At 73.9% G+C, this 12,576-nt stretch carries 14 protein-coding genes; 7 read left to right on the forward strand and 7 right to left on the reverse strand.

The window, feature by feature from the left end:
• Window positions 1–29: 29 nt before the first annotated feature.
• The 3 genes from E1211_RS11300 to rnhA are packed head-to-tail and all read left to right on the forward strand — an operon-like array spanning window position 30 to window position 2,290.
• A complete protein-coding gene (locus E1211_RS11300) occupies window positions 30–1,271 on the forward strand; it encodes a lycopene cyclase family protein (RefSeq protein WP_132348180.1) in 1,242 nt (413 codons plus the stop codon).
• A 49-nt stretch (window positions 1,272–1,320) separates the two neighbouring features.
• On the forward strand, window positions 1,321–1,776 hold the full coding sequence (locus tag E1211_RS11305; RefSeq protein WP_132348182.1) for an ASCH domain-containing protein: 456 nt from the start codon (window positions 1,321–1,323) through the stop codon (window positions 1,774–1,776).
• Window positions 1,777–1,822: 46 nt separating this feature from the next.
• Window positions 1,823–2,290: a ribonuclease HI gene (gene rnhA / locus E1211_RS11310; RefSeq protein ID WP_132348183.1), complete on the forward strand. Its 468-nt coding sequence runs from the start codon at window positions 1,823–1,825 to the stop codon at window positions 2,288–2,290.
• Between the two features lie 38 nt (window positions 2,291–2,328).
• Here the strand turns inward: rnhA and E1211_RS11315 are convergent, their stop codons facing one another.
• The 5 genes from E1211_RS11315 to E1211_RS11335 all read right to left on the reverse strand — a co-directional run bounded on the left by E1211_RS11315 (window position 2,329) and on the right by E1211_RS11335 (window position 5,968).
• The gene (locus E1211_RS11315) at window positions 2,329–2,565 is read right to left on the reverse strand and encodes a preprotein translocase YidC (RefSeq protein ID WP_132348185.1); all 237 of its coding nucleotides are present in this window, start codon (window positions 2,563–2,565) and stop codon (window positions 2,329–2,331) included.
• A 212-nt stretch (window positions 2,566–2,777) separates the two neighbouring features.
• A complete protein-coding gene (locus E1211_RS11320; protein ID WP_132348187.1) occupies window positions 2,778–3,674 on the reverse strand; it encodes a pentapeptide repeat-containing protein in 897 nt (298 codons plus the stop codon).
• Between the two features lie 190 nt (window positions 3,675–3,864).
• On the reverse strand, window positions 3,865–4,896 hold the full coding sequence (locus E1211_RS11325) for a DUF5919 domain-containing protein (RefSeq protein ID WP_132348189.1): 1,032 nt from the start codon (window positions 4,894–4,896) through the stop codon (window positions 3,865–3,867).
• Window positions 4,897–4,938: 42 nt separating this feature from the next.
• Entirely contained in the window at window positions 4,939–5,124 is a 186-nt protein-coding gene (locus E1211_RS11330) for a hypothetical protein (protein WP_132348191.1), read from the reverse strand.
• A 28-nt stretch (window positions 5,125–5,152) separates the two neighbouring features.
• On the reverse strand, window positions 5,153–5,968 hold the full coding sequence (locus tag E1211_RS11335; protein WP_132348193.1) for an SDR family oxidoreductase: 816 nt from the start codon (window positions 5,966–5,968) through the stop codon (window positions 5,153–5,155).
• A 116-nt stretch (window positions 5,969–6,084) separates the two neighbouring features.
• Here E1211_RS11335 and E1211_RS11340 point away from each other — a divergent pair, with 116 nt between their 5' ends.
• The gene (locus tag E1211_RS11340) at window positions 6,085–7,503 is read left to right on the forward strand and encodes an RtcB family protein (protein WP_132348195.1); all 1,419 of its coding nucleotides are present in this window, start codon (window positions 6,085–6,087) and stop codon (window positions 7,501–7,503) included.
• A 9-nt stretch (window positions 7,504–7,512) separates the two neighbouring features.
• On the opposite strand, the gene E1211_RS11345 is transcribed toward E1211_RS11340, so the two are convergent.
• On the reverse strand, window positions 7,513–7,941 hold the full coding sequence (locus E1211_RS11345; protein ID WP_132348197.1) for an archease: 429 nt from the start codon (window positions 7,939–7,941) through the stop codon (window positions 7,513–7,515).
• 52 nt (window positions 7,942–7,993) lie between these two features.
• Between E1211_RS11345 and E1211_RS11350 the strand changes: the two genes are divergently transcribed.
• The 3 genes from E1211_RS11350 to E1211_RS11360 all read left to right on the forward strand — a co-directional run bounded on the left by E1211_RS11350 (window position 7,994) and on the right by E1211_RS11360 (window position 11,478).
• Entirely contained in the window at window positions 7,994–8,596 is a 603-nt protein-coding gene (locus tag E1211_RS11350; RefSeq protein WP_132348199.1) for an MBL fold metallo-hydrolase, read from the forward strand.
• A gap of 242 nt (window positions 8,597–8,838) precedes the next feature.
• Window positions 8,839–9,210: a nuclear transport factor 2 family protein gene (locus tag E1211_RS11355; RefSeq protein ID WP_132348201.1), complete on the forward strand. Its 372-nt coding sequence runs from the start codon at window positions 8,839–8,841 to the stop codon at window positions 9,208–9,210.
• A gap of 192 nt (window positions 9,211–9,402) precedes the next feature.
• On the forward strand, window positions 9,403–11,478 hold the full coding sequence (locus E1211_RS11360) for an NPCBM/NEW2 domain-containing protein (RefSeq protein ID WP_132348203.1): 2,076 nt from the start codon (window positions 9,403–9,405) through the stop codon (window positions 11,476–11,478).
• 106 nt (window positions 11,479–11,584) lie between these two features.
• Here the strand turns inward: E1211_RS11360 and E1211_RS11365 are convergent, their stop codons facing one another.
• Window positions 11,585–12,397, reverse strand: coding sequence for an alpha/beta fold hydrolase (locus E1211_RS11365; RefSeq protein ID WP_132348205.1), 813 nt, complete (start codon window positions 12,395–12,397; stop codon window positions 11,585–11,587).
• Window positions 12,398–12,576 lie beyond the last annotated feature (179 nt).

Raw genomic sequence — 12,576 nt, forward strand, 5'->3', positions numbered from 1 at the left:
CCGCCGCCGCGATGTGACAGCGTGGACCGATGCACAGCGCACCGGTCGACGTCGACCTGGCCCTGCTCGGCGGCGGTGGCGCGGCCTCACTCGTCCTCGCCGCCCTCGACCGGCACGGTGTGCGGGGGCTGCGGGTGGCCGTCATCGACCCGGTGCACCGCAGGGGCCAGGACCGGACGTGGGCCTTCTGGGACCGGCCGGACGGAGACCTCGACCCGCTGCTGAGCGCGAGCTGGCCGCAGGTCGAGGTGGTCACGCCCGCCGCCCGCCGGGTGCTCGACCTCGCCCCGCTGCGGTACGCGATGCTCCGCTCCGCGGCCGTCTACGAGCGGGCCGCCGCCGCGGAACGCCGCCTCGGCGCGATCCGGGTGCTCGCCCCGGTGGCGAGCGTGCACGACGACGGCGAGCGGGTCCTGGTCCGCGCCGCCGGCGACGCGCCGGCCGTACGGGCCCGCTGGGCGCTGGACTCCCGGCCCCGACCGCCCGCGCGCGCCGGCCGCACGACCTGGCTGCAGCACTTCCGGGGCTGGTGGCTGGCGGCGCAGAGCCCGACCTTCGATCCGGACCGGGCGGTGCTCATGGACTTCCGCACCCCGCAGCCCGCCCGGGGCGTCTCCTTCGGCTACCTGCTGCCGGTCAGCGACCGGTACGCGCTCGTCGAGTACACCGAGTTCTCACCCACCCAGCTCACCGGCGCCGAGTACGACGCCGCCCTGGCCGCGTACCGGGACCTGCTCGGCCTCGACCCCACCCGGCTCAGCGTGCGGGAGGTGGAGAACGGGGTGATCCCGATGACCGACGCCCCGTTCGACGCCCACCCGTCGCCCCGGGTCGTCCGGCTCGGCACCGCCGGCGGCGCCACCCGACCCTCCACCGGGTTCACCTTCTCCGCGATGCGCCGCCAGGCGGAGCAGGTGGCCCGCGCCCTCGCCGAGGGACGGCCGCCGGTGCCGCGGCCCGCGTACCCCGGCCGGCACCGCTGGATGGACGCGGTCGCGCTGCGCGCCCTGGACCGCGGGTCGGTCGGCGGTCCCGAGTTCTTCTCCCGGCTCTTCGACCGCAACCCGGCCGAGCGGGTGCTGCGATTCCTGGACGGCACCACCAGCCCGGCCGAGGAGATCGCCGTGATGTCCTCCACCCGGCTCCTGCCGATGGTCGCCGCCACCGCCGCAGACGCCACCCACCGGCTGCGCGACCGGCTCCGGTCGCCCCGACCCGTACCGCCCGTGCCACCCCCGGTACGTGGGAGCGGGTGCCGACCCGAGGCGTGACCGCGACGGCGGGGACGCCTCGGCCTCGTCGTCGCCTATCCTCGCCGGCATGGACCTCGATCATCTTCCCCGGGCCGAGTTCGCGTTCCCCGGCCCGCTGCGCGACCGGCTGGTGGCGGCGATCCTCGCCGGGACCAAGACCTCGACCACCGGGCTGCTCCTCGGCTACGAGTGCGAGGGCGAGCCGTTGCCCCGCGCCGGCCAGCGGTCGGTCGTGGTCGACTCGGCCGAGCGGCCGGTCGCGGTGATCGAGCTGACCGAGGTCCGGGTGGTGCGGCTCGCGGACGTCGACCTGCGGCACGCGCGCGACGAGGGCGAGGGCGACGAGTCGGTGGCCGAGTGGCGGGCCGGGCACGAGGAGTTCTGGCACAGTCCCGAGGTGCGCGCCGAACTCGGCGACCCCGACTTCACCGTCGACGACGACACGCTGGTGGTCGCCGAACGGTTCCGGCTGGTGAGCACCGTCGACCCCGCCTCCGGCACGCAGACACGGGTCGCTGCCTGACGCCCCGGCGCGGGCCGGGGCTCGGTGCGCCCGGTAGGTTGCCGGCATGGTGGAAAGCGGCAGAGTGGTGCAGATCTGGACCGACGGCGCGTGCAGCGGTAACCCGGGACCGGGCGGCTGGGGCGCCGTGCTGCGCTACGGCGAGCACGAGCGGGAGCTCTGCGGCGGCGAGGCGACCCCCACCACCAACAACCGGATGGAGCTGATGGCCGCCATCCAGGCGTTGGAGAGCCTGACCCGGCCGGCCGCCGTCGAGCTGCACACCGACAGCACGTACGTACGCAACGGCATCACCAGCTGGCTCGCCTCGTGGAAGCGCAACGGGTGGAAGACCGCCGCCAAGCAGCCGGTCAAGAACGCCGACCTGTGGCAGCGGCTGGAGTCGGCCTGCGCCCGGCACCAGATCACCTGGCTCTGGGTGAAGGGGCACAACGGGCACCCGGAGAACGAGCGCGCCGACGCGCTGGCCAACCGGGGCATGACCGAGGCGCGCGCGGCGGTGCCCGCCCGGTAGGCGTGGCCCGGCCTCACGCGACGGGCGGGACCGGCCGGTCAGCGGGTCGCGTCCGGGTGCCCCGGCATGCTCGACCCGCCGCCGCTGCTGCCGGAGGCGCCGCCGGCCACGCCCGAACCGTCGTCCTCGGTGACCACGTCCGGCCGTACGTCGGTGTCGTCCGGGGCCGGGACCTCGGTGTCCGCCTCGACCTGGACCAGCCGTGCCTGGCCGGCCTCGTCCTCGGCGTGCTCCGGATCGACCGGCTGCTCACTCTGCCGCGTTCTGAAGCCCACGGTCGCCTCCCGTCGGTGCCGTCCTCCGATCAGCCGTGGCTACCCGACCGCAAATGGGCGAAACGTCCGCCCGCCCCGGCGTGCACCGGGCGCTGACGCCGCGAGCGCTCCCAGCCGCCGCCGGCGTGCACCGGGCGTTGACGCCGCGAGCGCCTCCGGCGGGACCGACGGCGGTCGCGCCGGCCAGGTGCCGCGAACCGTCGCCGCCTCGATCAGCGGCGACCGCGTCGGGCGGGCCGGCCCGGGCGGGGCGTACGCGCCAGCGGAGTGACCGCGATGGCGGTCCAGTGCGCCGGCCGGGTCAACCCCGCCGGCAGCCGGGTGCGGGCGTCGCCGCGGGCGGCGTCGAGCTGGGCCTGGTGCAGGAAGAGGGCACCGGTGAGATCGCTGCCCCGCAGGTCCGCGCCGCGCAGGTCGGCCCCGGTCAGGTCGGCCAGGTGCAGCGCCACCCCGCGCAGGTCGGCCCCGATCAGCAGCGCCCCGCGCAGGTTGGCCCGGCGCAGGTCCACGCCGCGCAGGTCCGCCCCGAACAGCTGGGCTCCCCGGCGGTCCGCGCCGGGCCGCCCGCCGCGCGACCGGGCGGCGTCGCCGGCCCGGGACAACAACACGTTCACGCGGTCGCGGTGTGCCCCGACGTCCAGGGCCAGCAACTCCCGCGGGCCGCTCTCGGTGAGCCGGACGGTCTCGGCACGGGCCTGACCGAGCTCCTCCCGCAGACCGGCCGGTGGATGCAGGTCCAGCGCCTCGGTCAGGTACCAGAGCAGCTCGTGCAGCGGGCGCATCACCGCGAACGTGTCGAACATGACCTGCGCGGAGCCGGGCTCCGCCCGCCAGTCCCGCCCGCCGAAGGTCACCTGGGCGACCTGCTGCCCGGCGCCGAAACAGTCGAAGACGGTGCAGCCGGGGAAGCCCCGACCGCGCAGCTCGGTGTGGATGCCGCAGCGGTGGTCCGGTCGCAGGTTGGGGCAGGGCTGACCGGCCGGCTTGTCGATGGCGAAGTCGGCGGAGGCGGCGAAGGCCGGAACGACACAGCAGAGGCCGAAACAGCGTGCGCAGTCGGCGCGCAGGGCCTCCCGCCCCGGAGCCGCCGACCGGGAGTTCTCTGCCACGCTGACCGTTCTCCTGCCGCTTCTACCGGTTGGCGCCGGCGCTTGTCGCGTGGGCGCGTACCCATTGTCCCGCCGGCCCGGGCTCGTCACCGGCCGGGGGCCCGGCGACCCCACGGCTCGGCGGGCGTCGGGCGGCGCCGGCGCGGGCCGGGTGGCCGTTCCCGCCGGTGCGGGAGGGGAGAACCGCCGGCTACCGCGGCGCGAGGCGCAGGATCGTGCGCTCCTCCCGCGCCGGCCCGTACTTCTCGTCGAAGCGCCGGGCCACCGGGGCGCGTTCCTTGTCCGCCGGCTCGACCAGCGTGAAGGTCCGGGGTGCCGAGCCGGGCGTCCGGGGCGGCATCGGGGCGCGGGCGGTGAGCGACAGGTTCGGCCGCGACCGTTCGCAGTCGATGTAGTGCTCGCCGTCGAACTCCACGTACGCCATCTCCGCCCGCAGGTAGTCGGAGCTCGCGGTGCCCAGCGTCACCGTCAGCCGGTCGTACCGCTCCAGTGGCGCGGTGGCCTGGTCGTGGTCCCACAGCTCCTCGAACCGGGCGTGCACGAAACCGCCCAGCGGGCTGCCCATGTCGACCTCCAGCTGGGGAACGTTGAACGACAGCTTGCCGACGGGGAAGAACGAGATGAGGGAGCGCCCGTCCCACTGGTAGAGCTGAATCGACGGCGACGCGTCGTAGACACGCACCTGGAACCGTTCGTTCTCGCCGAGCTTGCGGCGCAGCGCCATCAGGTGCCGCAGGTTGGCCCGGATGTGGCCGGGGACGTCGACACCCTGGCGCTCCAACTCCTCGGAGCGCTGCTGCGCCGCCGTGCAGTCCGGGTCGAGCAGGAGCAGCTGCACCTGCGCGCCGTTACGCAGGGCCGCCTCGATCGCCTCCAGGGTCGCCTGCCGGTGCTGGTCGTCCAGCAGGATCGTCCAGGTGTCGAGGACCCGCACCCGCCGGCATCTGCCCAGCCGCGCCACGAACGCCTCCTGGTCGAAGCTCAGGTGCTCCTGCACCCGGGCCTTGCGGGCCTCCTCGAAGAGCGGATCGAAGATGACGTACGAGATCGCCGCGAGCACCACGCTGGCGCCGATGTTGAGCAGCAGGTCGCTGAGGAAGCCGCTGCTGCGCCAGGCCGCGAGCAGCATCACCACGGCAGTGGCCAGCAGCCCTCCGCCGACCACGAACGCCCGCCGCTGCCGGGGGGTACGACCTGACCGCCAGCCGCCCGCCCGCCGCATGCGGCCTCCTTCCGGGCCGGTCGCGGCCGTGGCGTCCGGCGTTCACTCGGGACGACGGCAGGATACGTGCGCGCCTCGCCGGCCGCTGTCCCCTTCGGAACCGCCGCATTCGCCGGTGAGTGCGGTCCCGGAACTCATACCGTGATCACCGGCCTGCTCACGTTCCTGCGACTGGTGCGGACGCTGCTGGCCTTCGCCGCGCAGTCCGGTCACGTCGCGCTCCTCCACGGCGCAGGTCTAGACGCTCGCCGCCCGCTCAGGCCGGTTCCACCCGTCGCCAGTCGTGCGAGGTGAGCGCGTTCGCCTGCGGGCCCATCAGCAGCATCCCCCCGTCGACCGGCCAGGACGCGCCGGTGACGTAGGCGGCGGCGGGGGAGGCGAGCAGCGCGACCACCGCGGCGACCTCCCGCGCGTCGCCCGGCCGCCCCACCGGCACGCCCGGGCGTTCCTGGGTGGCCGGGTCGACGTCCTCCTGCCCGGTCATCGGGGTGGAGATCTCGCCGGGCGCGACCGCGTTGACGGTGATCCCGTCGGCCGCCAACTCCTGCGCCATCACCTTGGTGAGCAGCCCCAGCCCGCCCTTCGCCGCGCAGTACGCGGCGGAGCCGACCCGTGGCGCGTGCTCGTGCACGCTGGTGATGTTGATGATCCGGCCGCCGGTGCCGGCGGCTCGCATCCGCCGGGCGGCCCGCTGCCCGCAGAGGAACGGCCCGTCCAGGTCGACCGCCAACACCTCCCGCCACTGCTGCCAGCCGGTCTCGACGAACGGCGCCGACGCCCCGGTGCCGGCGTTGTTGACCAGCACCCCGAGGCCGCCCAGCCGGTCGGCCAGCTCGTCGACGACGCCGGCCGCCTCCGGCAGGCGCGTCAGGTCCAGCTCCGCGACCTCGCAGGCGCGTCCGGCGTCGCGTACCTCGGCGGCGGTGCGCCGCGCCCCGTCCGGGTCGCCGTACCAGGTGATGCCGATGTCGAAGCCGGCCTCGGCGAGCGCCACGGCACAGGCCTTGCCGATGCCGGAGTCCGCGCCGGTGACGATCGCGATGCGGGGGTAGTCCTCGAAACGTGCGGGCATGGCGGCTCACTACCCCGACCCGTGCGGACGCAACCGCGCGCCTTTTATCCGCCGCGCGTCGACGTCCGCCGGTCCGCGCCAGGTGTAGGGGCGGCGAGGGTGGGTAGGCGCGTCGGATGCGGGTGGTGCAGGAGTCGCCGTACCGGTTCCGGATCGACCGGCAGGATCCGATGCGGGTGCCGGGCGTAGTCTTCGCGAGCCCGTCGCTGCTGCCCGACTCGGGTGCGGACAAGTCACTCGAACAGGTGGCGAACGTCGCGACCCTGCCTGGCATCGTCGACGCCTCGTACGCCATGCCGGACGTGCACTGGGGCTACGGGTTCCCGATCGGCGGCGTGGCCGCCACCGACCTGGAGCAGGGCGGGGTGGTGTCGCCCGGTGGCGTGGGGTTCGACATCTCCTGCGGCGTACGGCTGCTCGCCGCCGACCTCGACCGCGCGGAGCTCGGGCCGCGCCTGGACGCCCTCATGGACGGGCTCTCCGAGGCGACACCCCGGGGGATGGGCAAGGGGGCGGTCTGGCACCTCACGGACCGGGCGGAGCTCGACGGTGTGCTGCGCGGCGGTTCCCGGTACGCGGTCGAGCGCGGCTTCGGCGTCGACCGGGACCTCGCGCGTTGCGAGGACTACGGCGCCGTCCGTGACGCCGACCCGCACCAGGTCAGCGAGCGGGCGGTGGAGCGCGGCGCGCGGCAGGTGGGCAGCCTCGGCTCCGGCAACCACTTCCTGGAGGTGCAGGCGGTCGAGGAGGTGTACGACGACCGGGTCGCCGCCGCCTTCGGCCTGCGCCGCGGGCAGCTCTGCGTGATGATCCACTGCGGATCGCGGGGACTGGGCCACCAGATCTGCACCGACTACGTCCGGGGCATGGAGAAGGTGATGACCCGGTACGGCATCGAGGTGCCCGACCGGCAGCTCGCCTGCGCGCCGGTCTCGTCCCAGGAGGGGCGCGCCTACCTGGGCGCGATGGCGGCCGCGGCGAACTACGCCCGCGCCAATCGGCAGTTGCTGACGGACGCCGCCCGGAAGGTCTTCGCCCGGGAGACGGGCCGCCACCTCGACCTCGTCTACGACATCTCGCACAACCTGGCGAAGATCGAGAATCACGAGGTCGACGGGGTGCGGCGCCGCCTCTGCGTCCACCGCAAGGGGGCGACCCGGGCGCTGCCGCCCGGTCACGAGGATCTCCCCGCCGACCTGCGCGACGTCGGCCAGCCGGTGCTGATCCCCGGTTCGATGGGCACCGGCTCGTACGTGCTGACCGGGGTCCCCGGCTCGCCGGCCTTCGCCTCCACCTGCCATGGCGCGGGGCGGGTGCAGAGCCGCAAGCAGGCGGTCAAGGCCGAGCGCGGATCGGACCCACGCCGGCAGTTGGAGGCGCAGGACATCGCCGTACGCGGGGCCTCCCGTCGCGGGCTGGCCGAGGAGATGCCGGCCGCGTACAAGGACATCACGGCGGTGATCGAGTCCGCCGAGGGGGCGGGGCTGTGCCGGAAGGTCGCGCGGCTGGTGCCGATCGGCGTGGTCAAGGGCTGAGCGTCCCGGTCACACGTCGAGGGTCACCGCGCAGGACCAGCCGCCGCCGTCGGGTCCGAAGCGCAGCTCGTGCAGGGAGACCGCCTTCGGGACCGCCCCGATCAGCTCGACCCCGTCGGTCCCCGTGACCCGCCAGCGCACCCGCAGGCCACCGCGACCTTCCTCCGTCACGTCGGTGGTCAGCGGCAGCTCGTCCGCCGTCTCCATCCGGAAGATCACCTCGTCGAGGACTGTCACCAGCAAGTCCTCGTTCTCCCCGGGCGGCGTCTCGTACTCCCGCTCCGGGCCGGGGCGGGCCCCGGCGGTGTCGGTGAAGGTCTCGACCAGCGCCGTGACCGCCTCGGCCACGCACTCCTCCCGGGTGGGCGCCCACGCCTCGATCCGGACGTCGGCGGTGTGCGGCACGCACCGGTGCCCGCGCTGCGCTGGCTGCTCCATGCCCCGATCATCCGCCACCGCACGCCGCTCACCGGCCGGTTACCGTCGCCGGATGCGGATCACCAAGTACACCCACTCCTGCGTACGGATCGAGCACGACGGCGGGGTGCTGGTCGTCGACCCCGGCACCTGGAGCGAACCGCGTGCGCTGGCCGGCGCGGACGCCGTCCTCGTGACGCACGAGCACAGCGACCACGTCGACGTGCTCCGCCTGGCCGGCCTCGGCGTGCCGGTGTACGCCCCGGAGGGGGCCCGCCTGCCCGACCTGGCCCCGCTGCCGGTGATCCCGGTCCGCGCCGGGCAGCGGTTCGTCGCCGCCGGCCTCCCGGTGACCGCCGTCGGTGGCCGGCACGCGGTGATCCACGAGGGACAGCCGGACTGTGTCAACCTCGGCTACCTGGTCGGCGACGGCCTCTACCACCCGGGCGACTCGCTGCACGTGCCGCGGGAGCCGGTGCGGACGCTGCTGGTCCCGGGGCAGGCGTCGTGGCTGCGGCTCGGTGAGGCGATCGCCTTCGCGCGGGCGGTCGGCGCGCGGCACACCTACACCATCCACGACGCGCAGCTCAACGAGCGCGGTCTGGCCAGCGTCACCGGCTGGTTGACCGAGACCGTCGCCGGCTACCGCCACCTCGCCCCGGGCGAGAGCGCCTGAACCACCGGCGGGGACGCCGCCGAACCGCTACCGACCTCGAGGGGGGTGTCGCCACGGCCGCTGCCGCGCGGGGTCGTCCACGCGCCTCCTGAGGTCCCGGTGGCGGGGCTCGGGGCGCGGCCCGCACCGGGAGCCCGGCAGGTCTCCCGGGAGCGGCATCGGGCCGGCCGGTTCACGTGTGGCCCGAGTCGGGCGCGGGTAGGGGAGAGGAGGATCCCGCCGAGCCGGAACAGGAGAAGCGCATGACTCGCAGCACGCGCGACGTCATTCTGGATCACCTGCGCCGCCGCAAGCAGGGAGACCTCGACGGCGACATCCGGGAGAACTACCACCCGCACGTCCGTCTGCTCTCGGCCGAGGGCGTCCACCAGGGCCACGACGGCGTACGGCATCTCGCCGCCATCCTGCGCACCTACGTCCAGGACGGCGACTACCAGTACCGGCAGGTGCTCGTCGACGGCGACGTGGGGATGCTCGTCTGGTCCGGCCGCTGCTCCGCCACGGACACCGCCCTGCACGACGGGGTGGACACCTACGTCGTCCGGGACGGGGTTCTGGTGGCGCAGACGATCCACTACTCGTCCGGCAGCATCGACGACCATCCCGACGCCTGACCGGCCTCACCCGGTCGCGATCGGCGGCCGACGCCGGGCCGTAACCGTCCCTCATGGCTGATCCGACACGGGTCGGCGGGGTGCGTGCGCGAAGCTACTACTCGTAATTTACGAAATATTATTGACATGTCTTCGTAACCGGATGCAGGATCTCGGGGCGTCCGTCCACCCCCGGGAGCAAAGGAATCCGATGTGAAACGACACGCCCTCACAGGCCTGCTCGCCCTCGCGGCAGGCCTGCTGGTCGTACCCGCGTCCGCCCAGGCCGCCCCGGCCGCCGGCGCGCAGCCGGCACCCCAGCAGGTGCTGAGCCCCACCCCCTACCAGGGCTGGAACACCTACTTCGGACTCGGCGGCAACTTCTCCGAGCAGTCGGTACGCGAGGTCGCCGACGCCCTGGTCTCCCGTGGCCTGGCCAAGGCCGGCTACGACATCGTCTGGCTCGACGGCGGCTGGCAGGACCCGGAGCCCCGTACCGCCGCCGGTGACCTCCAGGCCGACCGGACCCGCTTCCCCAACGGTCTGAAGCCCCTGGTCGACTACATCCACTCCAAGGGCCTGCGGGCGGGCATCTACACCGACGCCGGGCCGTACATCCCGGGCAAGTGCGGGCTCGGCAGCGGCGGCGGCTACTACCAGCGCGACGCCGACCACTTCGCCGCCCTGGAGTTCGACGCGGTCAAGGTGGACTTCCTCTGCGGCATCGCCGCCGACCTGGACCCGAAGACCGCCTACACCGAGTTCGCGCGGGCGCTGCGCGACAACGCCAGCGGCCGTCCGATCATCTTCAACCTCTGCAACCCGGTGACCTCGCCCGACTGGGGCAACTACCCGGAGGAGCAGCAGTCCACCTACTCGTGGACGTACGCGCCGGAGATCGCGCAGTCCTGGCGCACGTACACCGACGTGGGCTTCGTCGGCGACATCAAGTTCAAGGACGTGCTGCGCAACTACGACGCGAACGCACGGCACCCCGAGGTCGCCGGACCGGGCCGCTTCAACGACCCCGACTACCTCGCCCCCGAGCTCGGAATGAGCGACGAGGAGTTCCGCACCCAGATGTCGCTCTGGTCGATGGCCGCCGCGCCGCTGATCGTCGGCAGTGACATCCGCAAGCTCGGCCAGAGCTCCGTCGACATCCTCACCGACGCCGACGCGCTCGCCATCAACCAGGACCCGGCCGCCGTCCAGGCCGTCCGCGTCGGCCCCGCGGGCACCACCGAGACGTGGGTGAAGCGCCTCGCCGACGGCGACCGCGCGGTACTGCTGCTCAACCGCGGCGAGACCTCGAAGACCCTCACCACGAAGGCGTCGGCCCTCGGCCTGAGCGGGAGCCGGTTCACCCTGAGGAACGCCTGGACCAACCAGGTCACCGAGAGCGCCGGCACCATCAGCGCGGCCGTGCCGGCGCACGGCGCGGCGCTGTTCCGCGTCGCGAGGGCGCAGGGCCTTCCGGGCGTCCCGCACGTCACCGCCGGGCTTCCGCAGGTGACGCAGGTCAACGGCGACGCGCTGCCCGAGGGGACCGCACCGGTGCTCGCCGGCGTGGACCAGGCGACCGTCCGGGTCGCCGTCCGCAACGACGGCGTGCTGCCGGTCCTCACCCCGCAGGTCGCGCTGACCACGCCGGACGGTTGGCAGGTCCAGGCCCTCGGCCGGGCGCCGAAGCTGCTGATCCCCGGCGGCAGCAGCACGCTCGACTTCGCGGTGACCCTGCCCGCCTCGGCGACCCCCGGCACCGCCACACTGACCGCCACCACCTCGTACGACGTGCTCGGCCACGGCCGGCTGCGGCAGCACACCGCCTCGACCCTGGTGGTCGCGCCGGTGCCGCCCGACGGCGAGGCCGTGCTGTCGCACCACACCTGGATCAGCGCCACCAGCGGCTGGATGAACCCGACCGTCGACCAGAGTGTCGGCGGCGGATCGCCGATCAGGATGCTCGGCCAGATCTACCCGACCGGCATCGGCGTCGCCTCGCCGTCCACGGTCCGCTACTACGTCGGTGACCAGTGCAGCCGGCTGACCGCCGTCGTCGGCATCGACGACGCGGTCAACAACGTCGGCCCGGACGGTGGCACCTCTACCTTCCAGGTCGTCGGCGACGGCAAGGTGCTGTACGACAGTGGCGTGGTGACCCGGGACGCGGTGCGCCAGGTCGACGTCGACCTCACCGGCGTCCGGGTGCTCGACCTGGTCGTCGGTGACGCCGGCGACGGCGGTTACAACGACCGTGCCGACTGGGCCGGCCTGACCGCCACCTGCTGAGACGGATCCCGTCGCACCCGGGTGACGTGCTCACCCGGGTGCGACGGCATCTCCGCTCGTTTTCGGACGAGGGGCCGGGACGGTGCCGTCGGGGGGCCCGCGCGGATCAGCGAACGCCCGGGGTGCCGGTACCGACGCTCGCGATGATCCGGGCGAGCGCGGCCGGGTCGGCCAGGTGCGGGAAGTGGCCACCGCCCGGCAGGACGTCGATGGATACGTCGGGCAGCACCGACTCCAACCACTGCCGGTACCGCGGTGACGGCTCACTGCCGGCCACGTAGTGGTACGGGATGCCGAGCGACCGGATCCGCTCCAACTCGCGTACCCGCTGCGCCACGAACGCCTCGTCCGCGGTCACCAGGATCTCGTTCCAGTACCCGAGGAGCAGGTCCTGGCGGGGAGTGGTGGCCGTACGGACCAACTCCTGCGCGGCCGGTGGCAGCTGGTCGATCCCCATCCCGGCCAGCAGCGACTCCCAGACCTGCAGGTACTCCGCGCTACGCAGCACCGGCTCGTTGCGGCGCAGCAGTTCCCCGAACGGGCCCAGCAGCAGCGGCTGGTCCACGTTCACCACCCCACGGGTCGGGTGGCGAGCGGCGTAGATCGTGACCAGCGCACCGCCGATGGAGTGCCCCGCCATCACCGGCCGGTCGAGCCCGGCCTCCGTCACCGCCTCGTGGATGGCGTCCGCGACGTCGCCCACCTGGTAGGTGTCACGTCCCGCGGACTCGCCGTGTCCCGGCAGGTCGAGCGCCAGCACCCGCCGGTCCGGGTCGAGGGCGGCCAGCTCGCGCACGGTCGGCCCCCACTGGCTCCGGTCGTACGTCAGGCCGTGCACCAGGACCAGCGGAGGGCGGCCGCCGTCCGCCCCGTAGCTGTCGGCGGCGAGCCCGCCGAAGCGCCGCTGCGCGTCGCCCATCTCATCTCCCATCACGCAGCCGGGACCGTCGAGCCCCCGCCGAGCTGACAAAACATCCGATCCTAGCCACATCCACACCGCTCACCCCCTCCACGGGTCCCGCCCTCGGCGGAGGGCCTGAGCACTTTCCGGGAAAGTGTCGCCTCGGCGCGCGTTGAGGCAGCACTTTCCCGGAATCT

Origin of the sequence: Micromonospora sp. 15K316, assembly GCF_004348525.1 — a bacterium.
Classification (GTDB): domain Bacteria; phylum Actinomycetota; class Actinomycetes; order Mycobacteriales; family Micromonosporaceae; genus Micromonospora.